The organism is Oculatella sp. LEGE 06141 (genome assembly GCF_015207605.1).
GTDB lineage: Bacteria > Cyanobacteriota > Cyanobacteriia > Elainellales > Elainellaceae > Oculatella.
Genome location: NZ_JADEWO010000030.1, coordinates 59386 through 86284, shown reverse-complemented (window position 1 = coordinate 86284; position 26899 = coordinate 59386). Strand labels below are relative to the sequence as shown.

Genomic DNA, 26899 nt, shown 5'->3' with positions numbered 1-26899 from the left:
CATTTTCCATTTTCAGAATTAGCCATCGCCAAGCACACCAAGCTATCAACTCAGTAGCACCACATTAAAATTGGCGATCGTGCCCACCCTATGGTGTATCAAGTCTTCAGCCATCCCAGGACACTTGCGTTAGTACCATTCAGCTATAGACTTGCTAAAGGAAACCTAGTTATAACAAACGCGTGTGCTTGTAGGGACTATCGGTACTGGCTTAGGAATACTCGCCCTCATCATCGGGTTCGGCATCATTGCCATCGAAATGCAATACCGCCGTCGTCCGGGCAATCGGTTAGAAATGACCCCTGGCCGCTGGAACTTTGAGATCTACGAACCGCAACACTACTTGCTAGTCGGTGAACTAGAACTTCGCAACCAAACCCAGGCACTAGAAATTATGGTGCCGCATGTCGAAGCAGAGGCAACGCTGCTATCAAAAGCCAGCTTAAACGGTGTAACCTCCAAAATTTGGGTTACCCCACAACATCCAGACGCACCTGCCCGTCCAGACGGCTACTGGTTTGGGTATATCGTTAAACGCAAACCCACGCAATTCCAAGTCTCCCTCGATCTGCATGGCGAGAACCTCACCGAGCTTCAGGCCGCCTGGGTGCGAATCCAGTTTGTGACCTATGGGCCACAGGGGCGCATTCCTAAAATGCAGCATGTCATCGTGCCACTGTCGTTTCCGGCGGTTGACGAATCACCCCGCTGGCGACCAACAGCCAAAGCAGATGTGTTACCCGTGCGAACCCACTTATTAACCCAGTTAGACACTCCGGTTGAAGTCGTCAAGCGCTACGTGATGCCCCATTCTCAACCTGGAGACATTGTCACCATTGGGGAAACTCCAGTCGCTATTATGCAGGGACGATGGCGGCATCCCACAGATGTACGACCAGGATGGCTAGCAAAACGGCTCTGCTATTATTTCTTGCCAACATCCAGCCTGGCTACCGCCTGCGGCTTGCAGACCCTCATTGATATTGTGGGGGCGGGGCGAGTATTGGCCGCTTTTATTGTGGGAGCGATCGCCAAAAAAATCTTGAGAAAACCTGGAGTTTTCTACCAACTTGCCGGAGAACAGGCGCGGTTGATTGATGATGTTACCGGGACATTGCCGCCCTACGACCAGTTCATTGTGTTAGGGCCAGATGAACCACAACAGGTCGTCGATGAGATTCAACGAGAAACCGGATTGACGGCTGCCATCGTCGATGTGAACGATTTAAAAGCAGTTAAGATAGTGGCAGCAAGTTCCGGCATCCCGTCTGGGTTTCTAGAGCAAGCCTTAATGAGCAACCCCGCTGGCAATGCGGATGAACAAACCCCAGTGGTGCTGATTCGCCCCACTGAACCGGCTGTTCAAACCAAGTAACTCTACGTTCGCTAAGATAAAAGGGTTGAACTAGGAGTCACTTGCTCAACTTCGACTGCCCATGCTTTGATTCGGTCGCCTTTGAACTAAACGTAACTGCTCTTGGACGATGACTTCAGCCCCTCCTCAAACCACTAATTTAACGATCCGTCCCTTTCAGCACCGCGATCTGGAAGGCACTGCCGAGCTATGCGCTGAAGACTTGCAAGTCGAGAGTTACGGTGCGGCAGATATGGGTTGGGAGTTGCAGCAACTCCGACGCTGGTATGGCTTACTCAAAGTTCTAAGCTTTTTTCCTAATCCGTTTCAACATTTGTTTTGCGCCTACATTGCAGAACAGGGAAACCGGATTCGCGGCATGATTGAGGTTTCGCCGTTTAACCGCACCCGTAGCACCTGGCGGGTCGATCGCGTCGTGGTAGACCGAACCTCAACCAGGGAAGAGAACCTGCTGCTGCCGATTGACATTGGGTCACAGCTCCTGCGGCATTGTTTTCAGGCCATTTGGGAAGCGCGAACCTGGTTGATTGAGGTCAACGTCAACGATAAGGCTGCAATGGCGTTATATCGGCAGAACGGCTTTCAGTCGCTTGCCGAAATGACCTACTGGTCGCTTGCCCCCGAAGCGTTGCAGGCATTAGCCGAGCGGGAGCCTGATTTGCCCAATTTGCTGCCCATCAGCAATGCAGATGCGGGCTTGCTGTATCAGCTAGATACGGCCTCAATGCCGCCTCTGGTGCGTCAGGTGTTCGATCGCCACGTTATTGATTTTAAGACCAATTTATTTCGGTCTACCGTCGATTCGCTCAAGCACTGGTTCAAACGCACTGAAGTAGCCTGTGGTTATGTCTTTGAACCCCAACGCAAGGCTGCGATCGGCTATTTTCAAATTCAGCTTTGCCGCGACGGCAGCCAACCCCATACCGCCCAGCTAACCGTTCATCCAGCGTATACATGGCTTTATCCTGAGATGCTGGCGCAGATGGCTCGAATTACCCAGGGCTTGCCGCCCCAGTCGCTCCAGCTTGCCTCGTCCGACTACCAGCCCGAACGAGAAGAATACTTACAGCAGGTCGGTGCCCAGCGGGTTGAGCATACCCTGATGATGTCTCGCTCGGTCTGGCACAAGCTCAAGGAAACTAAGCCCATGTCGCTGGAGGGGCTTCAACTTTCAGAAATGCTCCAGGGCTTACAGCCCGCCCGCAAACCCGTTCCCGGACGGTTTTCGTTGATTAACCAGATCAATAAAATCTCACCCAAACCGATTGAGCGATCGCCCGCCGTGCCGAGCAGCGAACCGTTGAGTCCAGCACCTCGCAATAGCACCAAGTCTGGCCAAAGCGATGGAACGGAGCGTCCTCCTTATTCCTCAGAAGAACCGAGTTCTTGAGTGCTGTCTATGATCTCCGCATTGGGATTAGATGTCGGCAGCAAACGGATTGGGGTAGCTGGATGCGACGGAACCGGGCTAATTGCAACCGGACTTACCACTGTTGAACGGCGATCGTTTCAGGAAGATGTGGCACAACTGCGGGCGCTGGTAGAACAGCGTCAGGTGCAAATCCTGGTGGTTGGCTTACCCTATTCCATGAACGGCACCATTGGCACCCAGGCCAAACAGGTGCAACGATTTGCCACCCGACTGGCGACGGCGCTTCAGCTTCCGGTGGATTACGTTGACGAGCGCCTCACCTCCTATCAAGCAGAGCAGTTCCTGCTGGCAGAAAACCGTTCACCCTCGCGACATAGGGGGTTGATCGATCGCAAAGCGGCAGCCATTATCTTGCAGCAGTGGCTAGATGACCGCCGTGCTGAACGGGCAACTCAACAGCAGGCAACGGAGTCGATGCCGTAATCAGCCCTTCCCAGTTGCATTGTTAGGCGTTGGATTGGCAACTCCTGCGGTGGTTCTAAGCCCTTTTTCCTCACTGGAACTAAATTTTGGGGAGATTGGCTTTAGAATTCGTTGCGGTTCTTACGATTGAAGCAATCAAGATACCAAAGTCTGATAAAGTCCAAAAGTTATGGCATGAATTAAACGCGAATCATGGTGTAAATTTCTCTGTAGCGGAACCGCTATTCGTAAGAAGCCAGTGAATTCAAGCGACGTTTAATAGGGACAAGATAACTAACTATCACGCCAAATTTGAGTAAAAGCCAATGACGAAGCCAAAAAAAGGAAAGGAGAATCCAGGGATGGACGATGACGATTTGGAGCAGCAAGCGCCAACCGTTGAGCTAACCGACGAAGATGGACGATCGCTCCTTTGCTACGTAGAAAAATCCCTGGACGTTGACAACCAGGAGTATGTGTTGCTCCAACCGGTTGAAGTGCCGGTTGTTATCTTTGCCTGGGAGCCAGATGAAGAAGATGAGGAAGAAGGCACACTCGAAGATATTGATGATGATGAAGTGGATGAAATTTTTACAACCGCACGAGCTATTTTAGCCGAGCAGGATTTGATTCTAAACCGTACCGCCATTACACTCACCGCAACGGGTGACCTGCCCGATACCGAGGAGGACGATCTCATCACCCTGGAAGTGGGAGAAGATGAGGCTGATATGAGTGTGGAAGAGTTTCAGCAGTTGGCAAATTTCTTCTATGAGGAGCAGGAGTACGTCATTTGTACGCCGTTAGACCCGCTTCTTTTCTTTGCTCGCCTGAACCATGACGGAGAGCCTAAGCTACTAACGCCGGAAGAATTTCAAGCGGTGCAGCCACAGCTTGAAGATCAACTGTTTGATGAGTTGGAGTAGTTGGGATGGGGCCTGGGAGAACGAAGAAGAGCCACGCGTGAGCGGGTCAATGGCGATGCGCTCCACCCCTATCTGGCAGCATGATCCTCCATCTGGGGCGATCGCTGCTCACTTCCTGGCCCTAGATCCCAACGGCTGCTGTCCTTTTAACCTTTGAGCCTTATGAATGCTGTTTCTCGCATCTCTAAGTGGCTATTTTTCTTGCTGTTGCTGCCTGGCATCATTGGGCTAGGCGTTTGGCAAGGCTGGCTCTGGTGGAGCTGGGCAACGGCTCCTGCGGCGGCTGAAACAGAAGCGGCTGTCGCGGCAGATGACCGGACCCTGCAAGTTCAAATTCCGGAGGGAACATCGGCACAGCAGATTGGTGAAGATTTGAAGGCCGTTGGTTTAATTCGTTCGACCGCTGCGTGGGATTTGTGGACTCGCTGGCGCATGTTAGGCGATCGCCAGGGTGGGTATCTGGCGGGAACATACGAACTCTCACCCGACACACCCATGACAGAGATTGCAGACCAGATCTGGCAGGGGCAAATTGTTGAAAGCAGCTTTACCGTCCCAGAAGGATGGTCATTGCAGCAAATGGCAGACTACTTCGAAGCCCAGGGATTCTTCTCAGCGGAAGAGTTTTTAGCGGTGGCTCGGCAAGTTCCCCGCAGCCGCTATCCCTGGCTACCCGACACGCTGCCTCATTTAGAAGGGTTTCTCTATCCGGATACCTATCGAGTGGCCGGTGAAGTGACACCGCAAAGCGTGGTGAATCAAATGCTCGATCGGTTCGAGCAAGTCGCTTTGCCCATCTATCAGCAGGGCAGAAGCCAGACCTCCTATACGCTGTTGCAATGGGTAACGCTAGCCAGCATCGTCGAAAAGGAAGCGGTTATCAGTGCAGAACGCCCGCAAATTGCCAGCGTCTTCGCCCGACGATTGCAGGAAGGCATTCCGTTAGGAGCCGACCCAACGGTTGAATATGCGCTCAACGTGCAGCAAACTCCCGAAAATCCGTTAACGTTAGCGCAGGTCAACACGCCGTCCCCCTACAATACTTATCTCAATGCAGGGCTACCGCCAACGCCGATCGCCAGTCCGGGGCTTTCTAGCCTGGAAGCGTCCCTTGACCCAGCAGAAACAGAGTTTCTCTATTTTGTGGCTCGTTATGATGGCACCCATGTCTTTAGCCGCACGTTAGCAGAACATGAGGCAGCACAAATCGTGATTCGTGATGGCGTAGACAACCGGGCTGGCAATTCTCCCGCTACCGCCAACTAACGATCGGGCAGTATAAAACAAGAGGTCCTCGGTAAAAACGTATTGTTTCGTGACGTATTTTCTAGCCATAACGCTTGCACTTTGTCGATAATATCGTCTAGAGTCGATAAATTACTGTGATCGATCACGACGTTGATCGACCAGGCGGGTGGTTTACCAACGAAGCTCTGAGCCAGATTGTCTAGCTGCCGAAAAGAAGCGTTAACAGAAGACATTGGGCACTTTGTGAACCCTTTAGTAGTTCTCTGATAGTAGTTCTCTGAACTGATTCACTAGTTGACATAACGGCTACGGCTACGCAACAGTTCAGTGTTCGTCACGATTTTTTTAATGAGATTATGAGATTAAGTGTAGTGAGTTTGCGTTTCTGCCTGCTCACTCCTTTTTGATTTTGTTAATTCATCTATGTTTAGCTATGGGTTGGAGTAAGTTCTTAGAACCGGATTTGACGCTGGGTGACTCAATTCTGACATTGACACCTGATATTTTGCGGCAACATAACCTCAAAGGGTTGGTGCTAGATGTAGACGAAACGCTGGTGCCGATGCGGGTTTCGCAAGCATCAGACGAGCTACGGCAATGGGTAGAAGAGATTCAGGGCACGGTTGATTTGTGGCTGGTGAGCAACAACATTAGCCAGAATCGGATTAGCAGTATCGCAAAGTCTCTTAACCTTCCTTACATTCTGGGTGCCCAAAAACCGTCCCGTCGCAAGTTAAGACAGGCGGTTGAGGCGATGAATATTCCGGTAGAGCAGGTGGCAATGGTGGGCGATCGCCTATTTACCGACGTGCTGGCGGGCAATCGGCTGGGAATGTTTACCATCCTGGTCGAACCGATGGTTGACCCGGCTAAAGTGGCACGCCGTCATCCCATCCGCACGTTTGAAGTCTGGCTGTCGCAAGTTCTAGGCGCAACGTCAACCTCCGTGTAACAGAGTGTTGCTAATTCCAACAGAACCTAAAGGAGTAAAAATAAAGAAAACATTATGAGAATTCGCTGGCTTCAAAATGTCTGGCATTCTTATAAATAGTTCAAATGGGGTCAGCCGATATAAAGACCCTAGCCCATAAATTCCTGTGAATACTTTATAGAGCGTCAGCTTTCGCCCATAGAAAGCTGGCGCTCTGTAATTTTAGACAACTTATTTTGGACAACGTTTAGACGAACCTGGAGCAACAGCAGAGTCTTCAGCGCAAACGGCTGCGGCTCAGGTTAAAATTTTCTTCCGGATTGCTCCGCCCTTGCTCTTTGTGTTGTCTTTGCATCAATGCCTCAAACCGTCGTTGTCAAGATTGGTACGTCAAGTTTAACGAGCGCCGAAACAGGGTATCTAGCCCTATCGACGATCGCCGCGTTGGTTGAAGTGTTGAGCCAATTGCGGCAGCAGGGGCATGATGTCATTCTGGTGTCATCGGGTGCCGTGGGCATTGGTTGCTCTCGCCTGGGTATTACAGAACGTCCCCGCACGATTTCGATGAAGCAGGCGGTAGCAGCGGTGGGGCAGGGACGGCTGATGCGGGTGTATGATGACCTGTTTACCTCCTTGCAGCAACCGATCGCGCAGGTGTTGCTCACCCGCAGCGACCTGGTGCAGCGCAGCCGCTACGTCAATGCCTATCGCACCTTTCGCCAACTGTTGCGCCTGGGTGTCGTGCCCATTGTGAATGAGAACGATACGCTGGCGGTGGATGAACTCAAGTTTGGCGACAACGACACGCTATCTGCACTGGTTGCCAGTCTGGTTGGTGCCAATTGGCTATTTTTGCTAACGGATGTCGATCGCCTTTATTCTGCCGATCCGCGCTACAACCCAGATGCTAAGCCAATTTTGCTGGTAGACAAAATGGAGCAGCTTGCTGAGCTAAATGTCGAAGCGGGCGATCGCGGCTCGAACTGGGGCACGGGCGGCATGGTGACTAAAATTGCGGCGGCTCGAATTGCCACCACGGCTGGTATTCGCACTGTGATTACCGAAGGGCGATCGCCACAAAACATTCTGAAAATCTTAGCAGGAGAGCAATTAGGCACCCAGTTTGAACCCGATCTTCAGCCGTTCAATGCCCGTCAACGCTGGATTGCCCATAGCTTAGTTCCGGCTGGAAAGTTGTATTTAGACCACGGCGCAGTGAATGCCATTTGTCGGGCTGGCAAGTCTCTGCTGGCGGCTGGAATTACAGAAGTAGAAGGAGAGTTTCAAAGCCAGGATGCGGTGCAGTTGTGTGATGGCACGGGTCAGGAAATTGCTCGCGGTCTGGTTAACTACAGCAGCCTGGATCTGCAAAAGATTCGAGGCCACCATTCGGACGACATTCCCAAAATCCTCGGCTATGCTGGGGCTGAAACAGTAGTCCATCGAGACAACCTGGTGTTGAGTAACGCAGGAGCGGGCACCCCCTGAAGCAGACTGCACATCTTGCCGCTCAAGAAGTTGCCTTAAATAGCTGCGCGAAACAGAAGAATTTGATAGGGTTTAATTTTTACTTCTGACATCGGGGATGAGCATAGAGTCTTTGAAAGGGCGAGATTTACTGGGGTTAGCAGACCTGAGCGGCAAAGAAGTGCGGCAGCTTCTTGATTTGGCGGCGGCGCTAAAAGCAGGCAAGGTTAGCCTGCGTTGTCCTAAGGTTTTAGGGTTGCTGTTTCGCAAAGCATCCACCCGCACGCGAGTTAGTTTTTCGGTGGCGATGTATCAGTTGGGGGGGCAGGTAATTGACCTCAACACAAACTTGACCCAGGTGAGCCGGGGTGAACCAACGATTGATACGGCGCGAGTGCTCGATCGCTACCTTGATATTTTGGCCATTCGCACCTACGGGCAGGAAGAACTAGAAACCTTTGCCAATTACGCCAAGATTCCGGTGATTAATGCTCTGACAGATTTGGAGCATCCCTGTCAAATTTTGGCAGATTTGCTCACCGTGCAGGAGGCATTTGGCAAGCTGGACGGCATCACGTTGACCTATTTGGGCGATGGCAATAATGTGGCCAATTCGTTGCTGTTGGGCTGTGCGCTGGTGGGTATGAACATCAGAATTGCCACACCCAGCGATTACCAGCCCGATGGCGAAATTGTAGAGCAGGCCAAGAAAATTGCGGGCGATCGCACTGAGGTGTTGCTCACTGCCGATCCAGAACGGGGGGTAAAGGGCGCGCATGTCCTGTATACCGATGTGTGGGCCAGCATGGGGCAAGAAGAGTTAGCCGAATCCCGGATTCCCATCTTCCAGCCCTATCAAATCAACGAGCCGCTGCTGCGGTTGGCCGACCCAGAGGCGATTGTGCTGCACTGCTTGCCCGCCCATCGGGATGAAGAAATTACCGATGAGGTGATTGAAGGCACACAATCCCGCGTTTGGGATCAAGCCGAAAATCGGCTCCATGCTCAGAAGGCATTATTGGCGAGTTTGCTAGGGGCTGAATAGCTGAGTGGACGATCGCCCATTCTATCGGTTGGGGATGAGTTGCTCAGACCGCGACAAATCCTGAAGCGGTAGGATGAAAACATTCTGATTTGATTGGGCAACCGTCAATGAGCAAGACGATCCTCATTGTTGAAGATGAAGTAGAAATTGCCCGTTTCCTGCAACAGCTTCTAGAGAAAGAAGGCTTTACCTGCATCCACTACCGCGATGGAGTACAAGCCTTACGCTTTTTCCCAGAGCATCAGCCCGATCTAATCATCCTTGACCTGGGGCTGCCAGGGATGGATGGGCTTGAGGTTTGTACTCGCATTCGGAAACAGGCCACTGCAACCGATCCGTATATTCTGATGCTGACGGCAAAGGGAGAAGAGATCGATCGCGTCATTGGGCTGTCTACTGGAGCAGACGACTATCTGGTGAAGCCCTTTAGCCCCGTTGAGTTAGTAGCCAGAGTACGGGCACTGTTGCGGCGATCGCTCCGGCAAGCAGAACCATCCCAGATTTATCGCACTCGCCATTTCACGGTGGATGTCGATCGCCACACCGCTCAACAACACCCTCAACCGCACGCAACAGACGAGTTGGACTTAACGACACTAGAGTTTGCCCTTCTGGCTACCTTCATGAGCGGACAGGGGCGAGTTTGGAGCCGCAGCCAATTGATTGAAAAAGTGTGGGGCGATGACTTCTTTGGCGATGAGCGGGTAGTGGATACTCATATCGCACGGCTACGCAAAAAGATTGAAGCCGATCCAACCCATCCGGTGTTTGTCAAAACAGTCACAGGTTTAGGCTACAAGTTTGAAGATGAGGACAGGCCATGAGAGGGCGGATAGGGCTGCAACCACGCCTGTTTATCTCTCACTTGCTGGTGATGATAACCGGGTTGATGAGCTTTCTGGTCATCAGCAATGCGGCCTCGCGCCATCTCTTTTCTGGACATTTAGAGGAACTAGAAGATGCCGGGCTAATTATTCGCTCGACTCGCCTTGCCCTGTTTGATGGATTTCAAGCGGCATGGCATGGTAGCAGTCTCCTGGCTATCTGCGTTGGCACCCTGGCTGCCGCTGGGTTGAGCTATTGGATCGCTCAGCGCATTACCCAACCCCTGAATCAGATGGAGCGTATTGCTCGTCAGTTTGCGGCAGGGCGCTTTAACGAGCAGGTGCCGACCAATACCATTCCCGAACTGGCACGCTTGGGCAACAGCTTTAACCGGATGGCAGTTAGCCTGGAAGACGTTGAAATGCGGCGGCGGGAACTGGTTGGAGAAGTAACCCATGAGTTGCGAACACCCCTGACTATCATTCGCGGCTATTTAGAGGAATTTGCCAATCAGCGGATGGAGCCAACTCTTGAAACCTACGATTTAATGGTGCGCGAAACCAGACGGCTGGAGCGGCTGGTCAATCATTTGCAAGAACTCTCCAAAGTCGAAGCGGGACATTTAACGCTGAATTTGCAACCCATCAATGTGTTGTCGCTGTTTGACCTTCTAATTCAGCAATTTTCGGGTCAGGTGTTGGACGATGGCCCGGTGCTTCAGATGGACTGTTCCAAAACCTTGCCGCCCGTCCTGGCGGATCGCGATCGCCTGGAGCAGATTCTCATTAACCTGGTCGGAAATGCAATTCGGCATACGCCACACGGCTCTATTACCCTGAGCGCCAGGGAAGACTCGAACCACATCTGGATTGCCGTTAAGGATACCGGGTCGGGCATTGCTGCGGATGAACTACCCCATGTATTTGAGCGGTTCTGGCGATCGCGCAGCATTTCCTCAGACGAATCGCAATCCAGCCGCGATCGGTACGCCAGGGGGACGGGGATTGGCCTCGCCATTACCAAACGGCTGGTTGAACTTCAGGGAGGGCATATTGACGTTGAGAGCCAGCTCGGCAAAGGCAGCACCTTTCGCTTTTCGCTACCCATTGCCTGATTGCCACAACCACGTCATGACCCTGCCATACTCAATTTCTAGACTCAATAGACTTGGATACCGGGGAAGCTTACTCTGGCTCCAACCGCTCCATGAGAACGAGATAGCCTTCCTGCAAATACATCGTCTATCGGGAAACGTCCATTATGCGTGTAGTATTGCCGATCGCAACGAGCCTTTTCATCATCGTGTTGCTGGTTGTTGTTGTCATCAAAATCGTTAACTATCTGTTCCCCCATTCCACCAAGCGTGAGCAACCAAAGCCAGACGCCTTCAAGCATTGAATGAATTCGGCTTGTTGCAGCAGTATGGTCATACCTGGTGATCTTGCCGCATAGCTGATGCTTTTCAAATAACCTCTTATCGACCCAACGACTTGCGTTAGTTTCAGGAGCCATGCATGGTTGCGAATGCATTAATAAGTCTTCCAGAACTCGATTTAACCCAAACCGTCTTTGCCCTGGAAGCTGCGGTTTGTACACCGCTTCTCATTGCCTTAGGCGCAATATTTGGTGCATTAAGCCGTTACTATTTAACCCTTTTAGCCGCACAACATGGTACTACCTTCCCCTATGGCACCCTCTGTATTAATCTCACTGGCTGCGGATTAATGGGTTTTCTGTCGCACCTGGTTGCCAATCGGGTTGCTGCTGTGGACTGGCAAGCCGTTTTAATCATCGGGTTTCTAGGGTCTTATACTACATTCTCAACCTATGCTCTGGATACCTCCAATTTGCTGCGAACAGGGAAACGCAAACGCGCCTTGCTTTATGGGTTTGGCAGCCCAATATTAGGGTTTCTTGGTGTAGAACTGGGACTTTTTCTAGCACAGCAAATCGTATGAATTCATTGGTGAGCGGCCTCTGATGAGGCAACAGTAAGCAGCTTCGATTATTTAGATTGGGATTCGTCGTGGCTCTCTTGAACACGCAACCGTTGAGCCAGTGCAGTGCCGAGCTGAAGGCTAATTAAACCTAAAAAGGCAGTGCCACCCCAGTACATCCAGTCGAGCTTTAAACTCTGGTTGGCCAGTTGAGCCGCTTCTAGTTCATAACTTGAGAATGTTGTGTATGACCCTAAAAAGCCTGTTGTCACCATCAGGTGTAGGTCGGGATGCACTGTAACCACGCGCATTAGAGACGCCGTGACGACAAAACCCATAACAAAGCATCCGGTGATATTGATAACCATTGTGCCGTAGGGAAAGGCATGTCCCCAAAGATGAGCAAACCAAGTGCCCAGATAGTAACGACAAAGCGACCCGGCTATAGCCCCCAGACTGATGCCAGCGATCGTCCTCACACCAGGATATTTCCACATACAGCAGTTCTCAATCGAGTCAGCCACAGTCTCGCCAAGATGAGTGTGGGGTGTAGAGTTTGAGGTGTGGTGAATGCAACTGAAAATGGCTGTAAGGTTACTACCCGTATTCCACTCACTTGCCACCGACTTGCCACAAGCCTGACATACACGCCACCTATGGTGAATTAGTTAGCCGATCGCACCCACTTCAAAGGCTACACTCACTCCACTTCCCGTTTATATGCAATGGCAGGTTTTCCCAATGAAAACAGAACAATTAGATAACAACAGCGTTCCACCATCAGACTCTACACTCAATCCTAATACTCATCGATCGCTCCACGCTCCTCGTTTTTCCCGTAATCGCTTTGGTCAAGCGATCGTGCTGGTCTTCTTAGGTGCCGGACTTGCCACCACAGGCAATTATTGGATGTCCAGGTCTGGGGTGCATCCAGCTTCGACAGCAACGGCTGACGTTCCGCCTACATTGAGTCCATCTACACCAGGTTTGGTAGCAACCAACCCCAACTTCATCGCCACTGTAGTACAACAGGTTGGCCCCGCTGTCGTTCGAATTGATGCCACCCGAACCGTAGACACCCAAATTCCAGAGGCATTTAACGATCCGCTCTTTCGTCAGTTTTTTGGCAATCAACTTCCAGAGCCACCTTCACAACAGATCGAGCGAGGTGTTGGCTCTGGATTTATCGTCAACGCGGATGGACGCGTGATCACAAATGCCCATGTTGTTGATGGAGCCGACACCGTACAAGTGACCTTAAAAGATGGTCGTACATTTGCGGGAAAAGTACTGGGTGCCGACCCAGTGACAGATGTGGCGGTCATCAAGATTGATGCCAATGATTTGCCAACGGTTCAGATCACCAACTCCGACAACCTCCAACCCGGTGAATGGGCGATCGCCATTGGGAATCCCTTAGGGCTTGATAATACAGTCACGGCAGGTATCATCAGCGCTACAGGCCGTTCTAGCGGACAAGTAGGAATGCCGAACGAACGGGTCAATTATATTCAAACTGATGCCGCCATCAATCCAGGCAATTCGGGTGGCCCTTTGCTCAACCAGCAGGGTGAGGTGATTGGCATGAACACCGCAATTATTCAAAATGCTCAAGGGATTGGGTTTGCCATTCCCATTAATACAGTCGATCGCATTGCCAATCAACTGGCAGAACACGGCAAAGTGGAACATGCCTACCTGGGTATCCAGATGGTGACATTATCACCTCAGATCAGACAGGACATTAACAACAACCCCAACAGCGGCTTGAGTGTGAATGAAGATCAGGGAGTGTTGGTTGCAAAAGTGATGCCGGGTTCTCCTGCGGCAAAAGCAGGATTGCGAGCAGGGGATGTCATTCATCAGGTTGATGGGCAGGCGGTGACCGATGGAGCCGAGCTACAACAGCTTGTTGAAGCCAGCCAGGTAGGAAGCCGCCTGCAATTAACGCTGAGCCGTAATGGAACCAGCCAAACGCTATCGGTACAAACCGAAACCACCCCGGTTGCAATACAGCAGGAGGGGTAGGATTTTACTGTTGTGCGCGGTTTGCACAACAGTAAGCCTTCTAGAGGACTCATGATATGGATCAATCGACCCGCCAACAGCATGACCATTTAGAAAATCCCTGGCTGGAAGGGCTTAAAACCATTGGACTTAGCCTGGTTTTAGCCTTTGGTATTCGCACCTTTGTAGCAGAAGCGCGATATATTCCTTCCGGTTCAATGGAGCCAACTCTGCAAATCAATGACCGTTTGATCATCGACAAAGTGAGCTATGATTTCGAGCCACCTCAACGGGACGACATCGTTGTTTTTAACCCTACTGATACGCTGAAACAGGAAAACTTTCACGATGCATTTATCAAGCGGGTCATCGGGTTGCCGGGAGACAAGGTAGAGGTTAACAATGGACTTGTCTATATCAATGATCAACCTCTTGAGGAAAATTACATTGCGGCCAAGCCCGACTATAGATGGGGGCCCGTTATTGTGCCACCAAACTCTTACCTGGTTTTAGGAGACAACCGCAATAACAGTTATGACAGCCACTATTGGGGCTTTGTACCCCGCGATCGCATCATTGGACGAGCGATCGCCCGATTTTATCCCTTCAACCGCCTTGGATTAATCACCCATGTCTCCCAATAAACCCTTCTTCAAGCTTAATCACTACATGGCAATGCTGCGTTCACATAAGCAATTTCTGCTCACAGCCGGATTAGCACTGATAGGAATTCCAGCCTTTACTCTAACCGCACGTGCAGCCCTGCAAAACAGTCCTAAAGCAGTGTTGGATGAAGCCTGGCAAATCATTAATCAGGATTATGTTGATCCAACGTTCAACCAGGTCAATTGGCAGCAGGCACGGCAAACATTACTCTCGCAGTCCTACTCATCTCGCGCAGCGGCGTATGCTGCGTTGCGCGAGCAATTGCAGCAGCTCAATGATCCCTATACTCGCTTCATGTCCCCTGAAGAGTTCGAGGCATTCAACCAGGAGACCAGCGGCGAGTTAGTGGGAGTAGGCTTGCAATTGATGGCGAATCCACAAATCCAGGCATTAACCGTTGTAAAACCGCTTGAAAATTCGCCTGCACTCCGTGCCGGTATCCAGGCAAACGACAAAATTTTGCAAATCAATGGCACAACCACGGCAGGCATGACGGTCGAAGATGCGGCTCAGAGAATTCGAGGTGAGGCGGGTACGCAGATCACCTTGACGCTACAACGAGAGGAACAGACACCGTTCAACCAAACCCTTACACGAGAACAGATTCAGGTTCCGGTCGTTGATTCTGCCCTGCGTTTGGAGGAGCAGCACCGGGTTGGCTACATCCGCCTTGATGAGTTTAATGCCCATGCCGCTGAGGAGATGCAAAAGGCGATCGCCAACCTGAAACAGCAGCAGGTTGATGAGTTCGTATTAGATTTGCGAAATAATCCGGGTGGACGGCTCGACCAGGGTATTGCGATCGCTCGTATGTGGATCAACGATGGAGATATTGTTCGCACTGTTGAACGACATGGCAAGGCCAATCAAGTGCGTGCCAACCATACAGCATTGACCAACTTACCTTTAGCCGTCCTGGTCAATGGCAACTCTGCTAGCGCCAGCGAAATTGTCACGGGAGCGCTGCAAGATGACCATCGAGCAACTGTAGTCGGTACCCAAACCTTTGGCAAAGCATTAGTGCAATCGGTGAATTCCCTGGCAGATGGCTCTGGTCTAAATGTAACGATCGCCCATTACTTTACCCCCTCTGGTCTTGACATCAATCATCGTGGCATCACCCCTGACGAGGTAGTACCGTTGACAGATATGCAACAACAGGAACTCATGTCTCACCCCGACCAACTGGGTACGGCTCAAGATCCTCAATATAGGCAGGCCATTGCTGCGCTGGAGGTGCCGTTGCACACCACCCGCTCAAGGTAGAGTGCAGTTGCTCCAGGCATACTCTCATCTGTGCGTGAGGAAAAATGAGCCTAAAACGGTCACTGGAGCAGATTATTGTCGCCAGTGATGCTGTAATGGCGATCGCCATCGCATTTACTAGCCCTTTTAACTTGATCTGCATCCTGATACTGCCGACAATACAGTGAATTCAGCTATGAGGATGCAGAAGGGCAATGGAGTTTTTCAACGATTTGTGGGTGCCGGGTATCCCAATTTTAGAAAAGGTCATCCGTTCGATCTTGGTGTACACTTTCCTCCTGGCCGCACTGCGATTGGGAGGAAAGCGCGAATTAGGACAAATGAACGGCTTCGATTTGGTGGTGCTGCTCTTGCTCTCTAACACCGTTCAGAACGCAATCATCGGTAACGATAACTCCGTTCTCGGTGGCTTTGTTGGTGCTGCAACGCTACTCGGCGTGAATTACATGGTTGTGCGGCTTGCTTATCGCTACCCTCGCGTTTTACGGCTGGTAGAAGGCAAATCCACCATCCTGGTTAGCAATGGTCGCATCATTCCAGAACACCTGAGTGCAGAAGTCATTACAGAGGCCGAGTTACGCGCCAGCCTGCGCCGTCAAGGATTTGAAGAGATGACAGAGGTGAAAGCGGCCATTTTGGAAACGAACGGCAGTCTCACCGTTGAACGACAACCCTTAACATCTGCCGACATCGAGCAACAAAGGCTGGCCGAACAACTGACTCGCATAGAAACCACCTTAAAACGGCTGACCGAAGCAGCATCTTAACGCCCATTCAGGTGTCTGTTATCAGAACGGCTGAAGGCTCATCCAGAAGGGGGAAATGACGGGGCGATCGCAGGCAGTTCATCTCGTTGCCATGGGTTTGCCGTTGCTTTGACACACCCCCTAAATAGGGTAAAGGAATTCCACCAATTACGACCCAGAAGCAAGGCATGGGAACGAGTATACCGATTTGGGGATTGCCATCCGCAGATAGTACGTATACTAAATAAATGAAGCCGTATCAATCATGACGAGCAGCAGGATTTGCTATGCAGCACAGCAGTAATTCATCATCAAACGGAAAGCTTTCTCACCGCGAGCAAGTTGGCGCACCAGAGCGACCAGCCATTCCAACCGCTGAACCCTCTCCTGAAATTAAGGAGTTGCCGCCTGAACCCTCTCCTGAAATTAAGGAGTTGCCGCCTGAAGACTTCGAGGACTCTGATGTAGAAGACCTTACCCCAGCAGACCACCCAACAGAGCCACGTCGTAAACATCCCCCCAAATGGATGCTGGGTGTGTTGTTCATTGCAGCGATCGCCGCTGGCAGTTGGGGAATTCGCTGGTGGCACTATGCCTCCACCCATGAGGAAACGGATAATGCCCAGGTAGTCGGCAATCTTTATCAGATCAGTAGCCGTATTCCCGGTACGGTGCAAACGGTTGCAGTGGCAGATAATCAGACGGTTCAGGCCGGAGAGTTGCTGGTGCAGCTTGATCCCAAAGACTATCAGGTAAAGGTGCAACAAGCGCAGGCCGCCTTAGCCGTGGCTCAACGACAGGCACAGGCCGCGCAGGCTGGAATCTCTCTGGCAAATGCCAACGCTCAAGCCCAGACAACAACGGCTCAGGGATCGGTGGGAGAAGCGATCGCCTCTATCTCTAGTGCCCAGGCAGCATTAACCGAAGCCCAGGCAGGCGTTCCAGCAGCCCAGGCTCAGATCGCTCAAGCCCAGGCCGATTTGCAGAAAGCCCAAACAGATTACCAGCGCTATGAAACGCTGTATCAGCAAGGAGCCATTTCTGCCCAACAGCGAGATACCGCCAGAGCGGCCTACGAAGTGGCATTGGCAGCGGCAAATGCGGCACAGCAAGGCGTTCAGCAGGCACAGGCACAAGTGACGCAAGCCCAGGAAGGAATTGCCGAGGCGCAGGCGCACCTCCAGGCCAGCCAGGGTGGAGTGCAACAAGCCCAGGCGACGGGGGTACAAACCGAGGTTAACCGCAGCCAATATGATGCGGCTGTGGCTCAGATTGCCCAGGCACAGGCCACCTTACAGGATGCCCAGTTGCAGCTATCCTACACCCAGATTACGGCTCCAGCCGCAGGGCAAGTGGGGCACAAAACCGTAGAAGTGGGGCAACAGGTGCAACCCGGACAACCCCTGATGGCGATCGTGGGAGAAGCCCCCTGGATTACAGCCAACTTCAAGGAAACCCAGGTTGCGCGAATGCATCCTGGTGAAGCGGTTGAGATTCATATTGATGCCTTTCCCAGTCATCCCTTTATGGGGCAGGTGGAGAGTCTTTCCCCTGCCTCTGGAGCGCAATTTTCGCTGCTGCCTCCCGATAACGCAACGGGAAACTTTACTAAGGTGGTGCAGCGCATTCCGGTCAAGATTACCTTTGATCCAACCAGCATCCAGCCCTACGAGCATTCTATTACTGCTGGGATGTCTGCAACAGTTAGTGTAGTGGTGGAGTAAGGCAACCATGAGTACGTCTGCTAGGGTTTCCCGCCTCCATCGGTCTGCTTCCTTGGCGCAAAAGCCGTCCGCTAAACCAGGGTGGTTAAAGTGGGCGATCGCCATTACGGCCTCTCTGGGGGCGCTGTTAGAGGTCATTGATACCAGCATTGTGAATGTGGCTCTCACCGATATTCAAGCGAGTGTGGGGGCAACGATTAGCGAAATTGGCTGGGTGGTGACAGGATATGCGATCGCCAACGTCATCATCATTCCTCTCACCGCCTGGTTAGGGGATTATTTTGGCAAGAAACGCTATTTCATTTTTTCGTTAATTGGTTTTACCATTGCCTCGGTGCTGTGTGGACTCTCTGGTAATCTATCAACCCTGATCGCCGCTCGAGTCTTACAAGGATTGCTGGGAGGAGGATTACTTGCCAAAGCCCAATCTATTTTGTTTGAAACCTTTCCACCTGCCGAACAGGGCATTGCCCAGGCCATCTTTGGTGTAGGGGTAATTGCAGGGCCAGCGATCGGCCCTACGTTGGGTGGGTACCTGACCGACAATTTAGGCTGGCGCTGGATTTTCTTTATCAACATTCCCTTTGGCATCGTAGCGGTGCTAATGGCAGTGCTGTTTTTGCCCAAAGATAAACCAAATGGGGTTGCTCGAAATCAACGGGTAGACTGGTGGGGGATTGGCTTATTGGCGATCGCCCTCGGTAGTCTTCAAACCTTTCTAGAGGAAGGCAACCAGGATGACTGGTTTGACTCTGCTTTTATCTGCCTGTTAGTCGTCACGGCTCTAGTTGGGCTGGCACTCTTCATTTGGCGAGAATTGACCGTTCGCAATCCAGCCGTGGATCTGCGGGTGTTGCGTCACCGATCCCTCGCGGCGGGTAGCGTTTACTCAGGAATTGTGGGCATGGGGCTATACGGTACGCTGTTTGCTGTGCCCATCTTTGCCCAAAGTGTTTTACACTTCACGGCTCAACAAACCGGGCTGTTGCTGCTTCCGGGGGCGCTGGCTTCTGCCATCACCATGGTTGCACTCGGCAAAATTTCTAGCAAGGTAGATGCTCGCCTGCTCATTGCGGCAGGTAGCATCATCACCACGTTGGTCATGTTTTCGCTGGCAACCATTAACCCTGATACTGGAACAGATGCGCTATTCTATCCACTGCTCTGGCGCGGAGCAGGAACCGTGATGATGTTTCTGCCCCTGAGTTTAGCCACACTCAGCCCTTTACCCAAACGGGATATTCCGGCTGGATCGGGCTTCTACAACTTAACCCGGCAACTGGGCGGTAGCATTGGGATCGCCGTACTCTCTACGCTGCTGGATCAGCGGCAAGCCTTCCACCGAGCCATGTTGACAGAAAGCGTTAGCCCCTACAACCTGGCAACACAACAACGCCTGAATGCACTAACATCCGCTATTCAAAACCGTGGATCTGATGCGGCTACAGCACAACAACAAGCCTTAGAGTTGTTAGATCAAACCCTTAATTTACAGGCTTCAATTCTATCCTTTGAAGATGTATTTCGGTTTGTTGGTATTGTCTTTATCTGCTCACTGCCATTGTTATTCCTGCTGGCAAAAGGGCAGGGTAGTAAGGCTGGAGCGGCTGTACATTAGCGCACGGATTCCCTGAGTCATTGAGGGTGTTCAAACTGTGCGGTAAAGAGCTCTCGTATCAGGAGCAATTGTCTCAATGTTGAAGTACCTCAAAGGTACTTTGCTGCTTTGGCCTTCAAAACCATCCAGCGACCGTCAAAGATTGGGATTGTAGCAATACAACCGTCCCGATTGTTGAGGAGAAGGGTTAAGACAGACGGTTGAAAAAGAGGAACTGGAGCCGTTAGAATCTCTGCATCTGTACTAACAAAGTACAAACCGCTTTTGCAAGCAGCAATAAACAGTTTCGCTCAACAGAGCAACAGGTTTGTTCTCATGCAAACATGCTCTGAATGAGGTAGAGTTACGTGCAGAAATCCGTAGATAAGGAGAAGCTGGCGGAAAGAGTCTTATTACGTTGAGAGTCAGGCGGTAAACTAGATGGTCAACTGGGCAATCGTTGTTGGCATTAATCAATACAACCATTTACCATCCGACAAGCACTTAAGGTTTGCTGTGCAAGATGCAGAAGCTGTGCGGCAGTTCCTGTGCGATCGCAGCTTTCCAACTGAAAACGTGCTGCTTTGTACTGACCATTCTCCCAATCTCCATTTTAGTACTAGCCCCTCCAGAACTAACCTGCGCCGCATTTTGCGAGAAGAGATTCAGCGGATTAACAGGGATGACAGTTTATGGTTCTTCTTTGCTGGACACGGCATCAGCAAACATCATCGAGACTATTTGCTCCCTTGCGATGGCTTGCCCTCTGACGAGGAAACAGCCATTGATATCCGCTTTGTTGTAAACTGCTTGCGCGACTCTCAGGCTCGCAACATTGTCTTAGTTTTGGACATGTGCCGCTCTAATCGAATAGAGCCTGATGGTCGTAATGGTATCGATAGCGATATCGGTCGTGAGACTCAAGCAATCACAAGAGAACTGAGCAGTGATAACCAACGTATTGTCACCATTTTCGCCTGTAGCCCTGGTCAAAGTTCTTTTGAAATCCCGGATCTAGAACATGGTGTGTTTACATATACCCTACTACAGGGGTTAGAACAGCACACCATTGTGAGTCAGCTAGAGAGGTATCTTGCCCAGAGAGTTCCAGAGGTAAATCAACGATATGGGAAACCGCGTCAGACTCCACTAATCAATCCCGAACCAGGTTGGACTTACAATCTACCGCTCCTGCCAGAATACACTACCAGAACTGATGTTGATAGCCTGGTTGCTCTGGCGAAGGACGCAGAGTTACAGAGGGACTTTGCTTTAGCAAAAAATTTATGGTGGACTGTCATTGAAGCGAATCCTTCAAGAGAACGAATTAGAGAGGCAAGGGATGCCATTGCTCGAATTGAGGAATCACAGCGATCGCCTTCAATACCATCACTACCTCCGCCATCGCCATCACCATCATCACCATCACTACATCTGCCCATCAGAAGACGAGAATTTCTTGGGGCGATCGCTGTGATAGGAGTGATTGCGATCGCAACCGCGATCATTCCTCCCATTCGATGCAGAATTTTGGGAAACTGCCCACCTCCACCCCCAAACTTTTCTCTCGATGATGATTACTTTAGCCGGGGCGACAACTTAATTTTGGCAGACACCGCACCCCAGGCGTGTACCGTTTCCACTAAAGAAGCATTCGTTGAAAAACAGAGGGGCATTTCTGCCTTTCGAGAAGCTTTGTCTCAACCAAACAATGCGGCTGACCTGAAGCGCGAGAAATATTTGGAAGCGAAAACTCACTTTGAGAAAGCTGTTCAGTTGTTTGAAGAGGGACGTATTGGTAGTCAAGTCAGTGAAGATTCTGAGAATTGCCCTGGGGGTGATCCAGAAACCCTTATTTATCTCAATAACACGAAATCATTAACCAGCGAGAAGTCAATTATAACAATTGCGGCTGTTGTTCCTGGAGGTAGTGATGAAAATCGCAAGGTTGCGGCAGGTATTTTAAGAGGAGTTGCCCACGCTCAAAACCAGATCAATCTTGACCCGCGTGGCATTAAGGATCACATGCTACAAGTTCTAATTGCGAGGGATGATAACTCTAGCAAAGGAACCTCTGATTCCGATGTTGCCAGCCGAGTAGCTCAATATCTAAAAGATAATGATATTCCGGGTGATACTTCTTTTCAGGAAGAAAGTAGTTATGGAGTTTTGGGTGTTGTCGGGCACTATACCAGTTCTGCAACACTAGCCGCAGGAAAATTCTACGACAATCATCTGCCAGCGATCGCTCCTACCAGTACAGCCGTTAGAACCAATGTAGGAACTGCTGAGCACTCCGGACAGTTCGGCTACATCTTTGACTTGAGTCAATGGTTTTTCCGTGTAGCGCCAAACGATGCAGTTGCAGCCCAAAATCTGGTTAGATATTTGCCGCCTGCCCAAAATGCATTCATCGTTTATAACTCAGAAAGCGTTTATAGCATGTCTCTAGCTGAAGCCTTTGTAGTCGCTTTAGAACAAGACAAAAACGGCAGCATGATCGGTAAATGCGACCTCTCCAAAGAGAACGATTGTGTAGATGTTCCATCACAACTGGCGACAGCCAGAACAAATGCATTGATGTTGATCCCTTCCGATTTAACTGATTTGAGCCAGATAGTTGATATTGTCAATGCGTTTGATGAGCCTCAAAGACAAGCAACTACAATCTTGGGGGGAGATGTAATGTATGACGAAGAGATTATTGTACAGCTTAAAGATAAGGCAACTGGTACCCTGGTAGGCGTTGCATGGCATCGTGATGAAGTTCCCGCTCGATTGCAGCCACCATTTATACAATTGTGGGGAACTCGATTTGTGAGCTGGGAAACGGCCACTGCCCATGACTCTACTCAAGCGCTAGTTGAGGGGCTTAGACAAGCCAGGAGTTTTACTCGCCGTTCTCTTTATGATGCGCTTCAGCAGGTCGAATTTCAAGGTTTAACTGGAACTGTTAAATTCGAGCCAAATAGCCACGATCGCGTTGTTGATGTAAATGGTGAACGTGTCGTTGGTGTTGTTGTTGAGGTCGTCAATGGTTCATGTTCGGCTGAGGATAGCAGTAACATGCTTCAGTTTTGTCTACTCGATTGACCTCCTATCCCCTGGTGGGTGCGGTCGTTGACATCACCCTCGTCTCATTGTTGTTCTGCTCGCCTAGCTAAACTGGTAGTGTTTTTTGACCTCTTCGAGAATCGTCCAGGTACAGGTCATCCCCGCAGGAAACGTCACTAAATCCCCTTTTCCCATCGACACTGGTTCTCCTTGCTCTGGAGTCACTATTACCGCTCCTTCCAGGAAGTAACATGTCTCGGTTTCGTCATACGTCCAGGGAAACTCTGACGCGTCTTTTGTCCAAATTTCCCAACTTAACACGCCCAACCGCTCTAATGTTTCTGGGTTGGGGTGATGCTCTATTTGAATTTCCGTATGCTTTGTACTCTCTGCAAAGGGTGGAACAACAGCGGCAAACAGAGCAGAGTAATCCTCTTCAGCCAGGCCGGAGGCACATGCCGTTTCCAAAATTTGGCGAACTCCAGTCAAAGCATCAACCCGAATATTAGAGGCGATCGCTTCCTCAATAAACAAGTTAGTATCCTTCAACAAATGCTTCACCGGAAAATTAGGATTGGTAAAGTTCCGTTCCACCATGCGTTGTAGCTTCTTATCAAAGGTGGGGGCATACAGCGCACTCTGCCGCAGCACACCCATAAAGGTTTCGATCGCCACCCCCTGATGCTGCACAAAGCCCACACTCATAGCAAACGCATTCGTGAGCGATACAATTAATTGATTTAACGCTAGCTTTAATGCTGCCGCCGACCCAACTTCACCTACTAACAGCAACTCCTCACCAAAGTGCTTAAGAAGAGGCGACCACTGTTGAAACTGAGCCGGGGTTGCACCCACCATCACTTGCAGCTTGCCCTCCTTGACCTGGGGAATGCTGCCCAATACAGGCGCTTCCAGATAATCTCCTCCTGCCGCCGCGATCGCGTCATGAAGCTGGCGGCTTTCGCTGGGGGCGATCGTTCCCATCTGGATAATGGTGCAATCAGCCAGGTCAGCACGGGAATCGTCTGCCAACAGCACATCCCGAATCGCCTGGGCATCACTCAACATCAGAATCACCGCCTGACTCTGTTGCAACACCTCAGCCGCAGACGCTACCAGCCTGGCACCAGCCGGACGCAGCGGTTCTAACCTGGCCGACGTGCGGTTATAAGCCACCACAGACACCCCCGCCTCCAGCAATCGTTCGGCCATTGGCAGCCCCATCAAGCCTGTTCCAATTAAACCAACCTGCATCATTCCCTCTCCCTACGGCCAATGCGTCCATCTTAAAAGGCCGATTCGACTGTAATCAATGCCTTGCGACGGGCATTTAACGGCATAAATCCTGTCAAGATGGAAAAAGTTAGATTTGTGACAGTCGTTCTGCTGTTCGTGCGGTAAAGCACTTTATGAGTTTGCGCTTTCTTGACGTGTTCTTGCCTAAAGAGCAGGGGCAGGCACTATCCACCTTCCTTGAGTCGCAGTCTATTGTTGGCATGTGGCAAGTTGATACCACCGAGGATCAATACCTGGTCAAAGTTTTGCTCTTAACTAGCGAATCTGAGGCCATCATTGATGCGATCGAACATCAATTTGCTCATGTGGATGGGTTCCGGCTGGTCTTGTTTTCAGTTGAAGCATCTGTTCCTCAACTGCAGTCGCAAAATGGCGCATCTGCTCAACCAGCAGAAAACGAGTTGATTGAACCCTCCGATCGGGTCAATCGCCAGGAACTATATCAAGCGATCGCCAAAATGGTAACCCTGAGCGGCAACCATTTATTGATGGTCGTGCTGTCTACGATCATTGCCGCCATTGGGCTGTTGCGAAACGATAGCACCATTATTATTGGAGCGATGGTCATTGCTCCACTGCTGGGGCCTAATATGGCGCTATCGCTGGCAACCACCTTAGGAGATATCTCCCTCGGCTGGAAAGCTATCAAAATCGGAACCGTTGGCATTGCCCTGGCCTTCTCAATCTCAGTGCTGATTGGTTATGTGCTTCCAGCCGATCCCACCATTGGGGAGATTGCCTCTCGAACGCGAGTAGATGGCTCAGATGTGCTGCTGGCGATCGCCTCTGGTATGGCAGGGGCACTATCCTTTGCCTCCGGTGCCACCAGTGCGATCGTGGGTGTTATGGTTTCCGTTGCCCTATTACCACCGCTCGTCGCCTTTGGCTTATTGTTGGGGTCGGGAGAATGGCAGATTGCGCTAGGAGCCATGCTGCTGGTGCTCACGAACCTGGTTTGCCTCAACCTGGCTGGCGTTCTCACCTTCTTTATCCAAAAGATTCGTCCCGGCAAACAGCAGGACGAAGACCAGGCCAAACGCATCACCTTCACCGCATTTTGGCTCTGGTTAACCCTGCTTTCGCTGCTGGTGGCAGGTATCCTTCTATGGCGACGAGGACATCAAATCTAGACAGGGAGCATGATCCCACAGAAACGATTAACCTAGTTAGGCTGGACTATGTCGCCTACCAAATTGTTGAATGGATTTACCGCTGGTCTACCATCCCAATTACGTTGCCCCATTGCCTCCAACTCACCGGTTTCCAATGGCAAAGTTTGGGCAACTGTATACCACTCTCCTGGCGGATGGAGTCGCTCAACCGACTCAGTTCCACAGTCCAGAACGTCCTCCCCAAGACTGGCTGGAACTGGTTCACACCCCCGACTATGTCGGTCAGTATTGTGAGGGCACCCTGGATGCCAAAGCTCAACGCCGCATTGGGCTGCCCTGGAGTGCTGCACTGGTTAACCGAACCCTAACAGCAGTAGGGGGAACGATTCTAACGGCGCAACTGGCGCTAGAACACGGCCTCGCCTGTAACACAGCAGGCGGCACCCATCACGCGTTTCCCAGCTATGGGTCGGGGTTCTGTATCTTCAACGACCTGGCGATCGCTGCGCGGGTAATGCAACACCTGGGTTTAGCTCAACGCATCTTGATTGTTGATCTGGATGTTCATCAAGGAGACGGCACCGCAGTTATCTTTCAAGATGATGACAGCGTGTTTACGTTTTCAATGCATTGTGAGATCAACTTTCCCGGCACCAAGCAGCAGAGCGATTTAGACATCCCGCTGCCCGCTGGCATTGAAGATGACGAATATCTTCAAACCCTGGCTGCCTGCCTGCCCGATCTGCTTACCGATGTCCAACCGCAGTTGGTGCTATACGATGCGGGCATTGATGTGCATCAAGCCGATCGCTTAGGCAAACTGTCCTTGAGCGATCGCGGCCTCTTTTGTCGAGAAATGCAGGTTCTCAATACATGCCTGTCCCAGGGCTATCCAGTCGCTTGTGTCATTGGCGGCGGCTACAGCGATGATTTTAACGAGCTGGTCTACCGTCACTCTTTGCTGCACCGTGCTGCCAGCGATGTTTATCGGCAATATCGGCTCTAGTAGTCGGTTCCAGTCTTACGGCGAATCGGGCGTGGCTGCACCACTCGTTGCGGCAGGGGATAAATCGACGAGGCGGCTCTTGCATCATGCAGCGTCTTATCGGTGGTTGCGGTTCCCATGCCGATCATCCCGTGCGGTTCCATCCAAAAGGGTTGGCCAGACGTATGAACATCCATTAGCGCGAATCCCAGTCCTACCAGCAACAGCCCTATTCCAGCGGTAAACAGAATCAGGCCGCCCGGAATGAGCCAGTCCTGATGCAAGGTCGCTCTTAATGTGGTGATGAACGTACTGGCGACAAACAGCAGCAGCGCATAATGCAAGGCCAATACGCTACGGTAGGCCATGCGATATCGCTGTCTCAATTGCCGCAATTGGCTCTTGAGTTGCAGCAGGCGATCGCTCCTAAATATGTCCCTATCACTACATAGCTCCGAGTATTCTCGATGAGTCGTTTTGAGGCGATCGTTGATTGCAGCATGGCGCATAACCAGACTTCCCAGAGCCATCACACATGCCGTTACCATCAGCACTGAATTCAGAATTAACTGAATCAGTTGGCTGGTTTGCTCCACGCTCATAGCAACCTCTTTTTGCAGCCGTTTGGGAACCTTGAAAGAACGGTACCAATGCAGCACCGAATGAAGTACAATTGTACTCTCCGCTGTGAGTTGGATCAATTTTTTTCCAAACGATCGCCCAGCGCAGATTTCAGCCCCTCCAGATCTGGCTCTCAGATCCCTGTAAAGAATTATTAAGCAGTAACTAGCGTGTGGAGAACCCTGGATTATCTGTGGAAAATTGGCCTCTTTTCAGGGGAAAGCCAGGGGATAAATG

23 protein-coding genes and 2 pseudogenes are annotated in these 26899 nt (G+C 51.1%); 20 read left to right on the top strand and 5 right to left on the bottom strand.

Features of this window, described 5'->3' with window-relative positions:
* Positions 1–184: 184 nt before the first annotated feature.
* The 10 genes from IQ268_RS19355 (at position 185) to IQ268_RS19310 (ending at position 10765) form a co-directional block, all read left to right on the top strand.
* Positions 185–1375: a F420-0:Gamma-glutamyl ligase gene (locus IQ268_RS19355; protein ID WP_193882746.1), complete on the top strand. Its 1191-nt coding sequence runs from the start codon at positions 185–187 to the stop codon at positions 1373–1375.
* Positions 1376–1484: 109 nt separating this feature from the next.
* Positions 1485–2765, top strand: a complete 1281-nt coding sequence (locus IQ268_RS19350) for a GNAT family N-acetyltransferase (RefSeq protein ID WP_193882743.1) — start codon at positions 1485–1487, stop codon at positions 2763–2765.
* Between the two features lie 9 nt (positions 2766–2774).
* The gene (gene ruvX / locus IQ268_RS19345) at positions 2775–3230 is read left to right on the top strand and encodes a Holliday junction resolvase RuvX (protein WP_193882739.1); all 456 of its coding nucleotides are present in this window, start codon (positions 2775–2777) and stop codon (positions 3228–3230) included.
* Between the two features lie 305 nt (positions 3231–3535).
* Positions 3536–4135 carry a DUF3727 domain-containing protein gene (locus IQ268_RS19340; protein ID WP_228035521.1) on the top strand — a complete coding sequence of 200 codons (600 nt, stop codon included), beginning with the start codon at positions 3536–3538 and terminating at the stop codon, positions 4133–4135.
* A gap of 162 nt (positions 4136–4297) precedes the next feature.
* A complete protein-coding gene (mltG, locus tag IQ268_RS19335; protein WP_193882736.1) occupies positions 4298–5401 on the top strand; it encodes an endolytic transglycosylase MltG in 1104 nt (367 codons plus the stop codon).
* A gap of 415 nt (positions 5402–5816) precedes the next feature.
* Entirely contained in the window at positions 5817–6335 is a 519-nt protein-coding gene (locus IQ268_RS19330) for a YqeG family HAD IIIA-type phosphatase (protein ID WP_193882733.1), read from the top strand.
* Positions 6336–6671: 336 nt separating this feature from the next.
* A complete protein-coding gene (gene proB / locus IQ268_RS19325) occupies positions 6672–7802 on the top strand; it encodes a glutamate 5-kinase (RefSeq protein WP_193882730.1) in 1131 nt (376 codons plus the stop codon).
* Between the two features lie 103 nt (positions 7803–7905).
* A complete protein-coding gene (argF, locus tag IQ268_RS19320) occupies positions 7906–8826 on the top strand; it encodes an ornithine carbamoyltransferase (RefSeq protein ID WP_193882767.1) in 921 nt (306 codons plus the stop codon).
* Between the two features lie 107 nt (positions 8827–8933).
* Positions 8934–9650 (top strand): response regulator transcription factor, encoded by a 717-nt coding sequence (locus tag IQ268_RS19315; RefSeq protein WP_193882727.1) that lies wholly within the window; start codon positions 8934–8936, stop codon positions 9648–9650.
* Positions 9647–10765, top strand: a complete 1119-nt coding sequence (locus IQ268_RS19310; protein WP_193882724.1) for a cell wall metabolism sensor histidine kinase WalK — start codon at positions 9647–9649, stop codon at positions 10763–10765. Before IQ268_RS19315 ends, IQ268_RS19310 begins: the two co-directional genes overlap by 4 nt.
* Before the next feature lie 44 nt (positions 10766–10809).
* On the opposite strand, the gene IQ268_RS19305 is transcribed toward IQ268_RS19310, so the two are convergent.
* Positions 10810–11163: a hypothetical protein gene (locus IQ268_RS19305; RefSeq protein WP_193882722.1), complete on the bottom strand. Its 354-nt coding sequence runs from the start codon at positions 11161–11163 to the stop codon at positions 10810–10812.
* Positions 11164–11165: 2 nt separating this feature from the next.
* On the opposite strand from IQ268_RS19305, the gene crcB (IQ268_RS19300) reads away from it, so the two are divergent.
* A complete protein-coding gene (gene crcB / locus IQ268_RS19300; protein WP_193882720.1) occupies positions 11166–11609 on the top strand; it encodes a fluoride efflux transporter CrcB in 444 nt (147 codons plus the stop codon).
* Positions 11610–11656: 47 nt separating this feature from the next.
* Here crcB (IQ268_RS19300) and crcB (IQ268_RS19295) read toward each other — a convergent pair whose 3' ends face one another.
* The gene (gene crcB, locus IQ268_RS19295; protein ID WP_339383415.1) at positions 11657–12112 is read right to left on the bottom strand and encodes a fluoride efflux transporter CrcB; all 456 of its coding nucleotides are present in this window, start codon (positions 12110–12112) and stop codon (positions 11657–11659) included.
* 217 nt (positions 12113–12329) lie between these two features.
* On the opposite strand from crcB (IQ268_RS19295), the gene IQ268_RS19290 reads away from it, so the two are divergent.
* The 7 genes from IQ268_RS19290 to IQ268_RS19255 all read left to right on the top strand — a co-directional run bounded on the left by IQ268_RS19290 (position 12330) and on the right by IQ268_RS19255 (position 22687).
* Positions 12330–13616: an HhoA/HhoB/HtrA family serine endopeptidase gene (locus IQ268_RS19290; RefSeq protein ID WP_228035519.1), complete on the top strand. Its 1287-nt coding sequence runs from the start codon at positions 12330–12332 to the stop codon at positions 13614–13616.
* Between the two features lie 56 nt (positions 13617–13672).
* On the top strand, positions 13673–14239 hold the full coding sequence (gene lepB, locus IQ268_RS19285; RefSeq protein WP_193882716.1) for a signal peptidase I: 567 nt from the start codon (positions 13673–13675) through the stop codon (positions 14237–14239).
* Positions 14226–15527 (top strand): S41 family peptidase, encoded by a 1302-nt coding sequence (locus IQ268_RS19280; protein ID WP_228035518.1) that lies wholly within the window; start codon positions 14226–14228, stop codon positions 15525–15527. Before lepB ends, IQ268_RS19280 begins: the two co-directional genes overlap by 14 nt.
* A gap of 194 nt (positions 15528–15721) precedes the next feature.
* Positions 15722–16294, top strand: coding sequence for a DUF421 domain-containing protein (locus tag IQ268_RS19275; RefSeq protein WP_193882714.1), 573 nt, complete (start codon positions 15722–15724; stop codon positions 16292–16294).
* A 266-nt stretch (positions 16295–16560) separates the two neighbouring features.
* Positions 16561–17997: an HlyD family secretion protein gene (locus IQ268_RS19265; protein WP_193882710.1), complete on the top strand. Its 1437-nt coding sequence runs from the start codon at positions 16561–16563 to the stop codon at positions 17995–17997.
* Between the two features lie 7 nt (positions 17998–18004).
* The gene (locus IQ268_RS19260) at positions 18005–19615 is read left to right on the top strand and encodes a DHA2 family efflux MFS transporter permease subunit (protein ID WP_193882707.1); all 1611 of its coding nucleotides are present in this window, start codon (positions 18005–18007) and stop codon (positions 19613–19615) included.
* Between the two features lie 420 nt (positions 19616–20035).
* Positions 20036–22687: a caspase family protein gene (locus IQ268_RS19255; protein WP_193882704.1), complete on the top strand. Its 2652-nt coding sequence runs from the start codon at positions 20036–20038 to the stop codon at positions 22685–22687.
* Between the two features lie 63 nt (positions 22688–22750).
* Here IQ268_RS19255 and IQ268_RS33515 read toward each other — a convergent pair.
* Positions 22751–22969 (bottom strand): annotated as a pseudogene (locus tag IQ268_RS33515) (cupin domain-containing protein); the annotation flags it as partial.
* Positions 22970–23053: 84 nt separating this feature from the next.
* Positions 23054–23902 (bottom strand): annotated as a pseudogene (locus tag IQ268_RS19250) (NAD(P)-dependent oxidoreductase); the annotation flags it as partial.
* Between the two features lie 155 nt (positions 23903–24057).
* On the opposite strand from IQ268_RS19250, the gene IQ268_RS19245 reads away from it, so the two are divergent.
* Both IQ268_RS19245 and IQ268_RS19240 read left to right on the top strand, forming a co-directional pair.
* The gene (locus IQ268_RS19245) at positions 24058–25074 is read left to right on the top strand and encodes a TIGR00341 family protein (RefSeq protein ID WP_193882698.1); all 1017 of its coding nucleotides are present in this window, start codon (positions 24058–24060) and stop codon (positions 25072–25074) included.
* A gap of 70 nt (positions 25075–25144) precedes the next feature.
* A complete protein-coding gene (locus IQ268_RS19240; RefSeq protein ID WP_193882695.1) occupies positions 25145–26062 on the top strand; it encodes a histone deacetylase in 918 nt (305 codons plus the stop codon).
* Here the strand turns inward: IQ268_RS19240 and IQ268_RS19235 are convergent.
* Positions 26059–26643, bottom strand: coding sequence for a DUF2721 domain-containing protein (locus tag IQ268_RS19235; RefSeq protein ID WP_193882692.1), 585 nt, complete (start codon positions 26641–26643; stop codon positions 26059–26061). The two genes, IQ268_RS19240 and IQ268_RS19235, sit on opposite strands and share 4 nt — an antisense overlap.
* Positions 26644–26899: the final 256 nt, after the last annotated feature.

Excerpts from the sequence above, each read along its gene's own strand:
- IQ268_RS19310 (WP_193882724.1), top strand. The coding sequence starts at position 9,647 with ATGAGAGGGCGGATAGGGCTGCAACCACGCCTGTTTATCTCTCACTTG.
- IQ268_RS19260 (WP_193882707.1), top strand. The coding sequence starts at position 18,005 with ATGAGTACGTCTGCTAGGGTTTCCCGCCTCCATCGGTCTGCTTCCTTG.
- IQ268_RS19280 (WP_228035518.1), top strand. The coding sequence starts at position 14,226 with ATGTCTCCCAATAAACCCTTCTTCAAGCTTAATCACTACATGGCAATG.
- IQ268_RS19340 (WP_228035521.1), top strand. The coding sequence starts at position 3,536 with ATGACGAAGCCAAAAAAAGGAAAGGAGAATCCAGGGATGGACGATGAC.
- IQ268_RS19330 (WP_193882733.1), top strand. The coding sequence starts at position 5,817 with ATGGGTTGGAGTAAGTTCTTAGAACCGGATTTGACGCTGGGTGACTCA.
- IQ268_RS19290 (WP_228035519.1), top strand. The coding sequence starts at position 12,330 with ATGAAAACAGAACAATTAGATAACAACAGCGTTCCACCATCAGACTCT.
- IQ268_RS19245 (WP_193882698.1), top strand. The coding sequence starts at position 24,058 with ATGAGTTTGCGCTTTCTTGACGTGTTCTTGCCTAAAGAGCAGGGGCAG.
- IQ268_RS19350 (WP_193882743.1), top strand. The coding sequence starts at position 1,485 with ATGACTTCAGCCCCTCCTCAAACCACTAATTTAACGATCCGTCCCTTT.
- IQ268_RS19235 (WP_193882692.1), bottom strand. The coding sequence starts at position 26,643 with ATGAGCGTGGAGCAAACCAGCCAACTGATTCAGTTAATTCTGAATTCA.
- IQ268_RS19265 (WP_193882710.1), top strand. The coding sequence starts at position 16,561 with ATGCAGCACAGCAGTAATTCATCATCAAACGGAAAGCTTTCTCACCGC.
- crcB (WP_193882720.1), top strand. The coding sequence starts at position 11,166 with ATGGTTGCGAATGCATTAATAAGTCTTCCAGAACTCGATTTAACCCAA.
- IQ268_RS19305 (WP_193882722.1), bottom strand. The coding sequence starts at position 11,163 with ATGGCTCCTGAAACTAACGCAAGTCGTTGGGTCGATAAGAGGTTATTT.
- IQ268_RS19315 (WP_193882727.1), top strand. The coding sequence starts at position 8,934 with ATGAGCAAGACGATCCTCATTGTTGAAGATGAAGTAGAAATTGCCCGT.
- IQ268_RS19255 (WP_193882704.1), top strand. The coding sequence starts at position 20,036 with ATGGTCAACTGGGCAATCGTTGTTGGCATTAATCAATACAACCATTTA.
- lepB (WP_193882716.1), top strand. The coding sequence starts at position 13,673 with ATGGATCAATCGACCCGCCAACAGCATGACCATTTAGAAAATCCCTGG.
- IQ268_RS19240 (WP_193882695.1), top strand. The coding sequence starts at position 25,145 with ATGGATTTACCGCTGGTCTACCATCCCAATTACGTTGCCCCATTGCCT.
- IQ268_RS19275 (WP_193882714.1), top strand. The coding sequence starts at position 15,722 with ATGGAGTTTTTCAACGATTTGTGGGTGCCGGGTATCCCAATTTTAGAA.
- proB (WP_193882730.1), top strand. The coding sequence starts at position 6,672 with ATGCCTCAAACCGTCGTTGTCAAGATTGGTACGTCAAGTTTAACGAGC.
- ruvX (WP_193882739.1), top strand. The coding sequence starts at position 2,775 with ATGATCTCCGCATTGGGATTAGATGTCGGCAGCAAACGGATTGGGGTA.
- mltG (WP_193882736.1), top strand. The coding sequence starts at position 4,298 with ATGAATGCTGTTTCTCGCATCTCTAAGTGGCTATTTTTCTTGCTGTTG.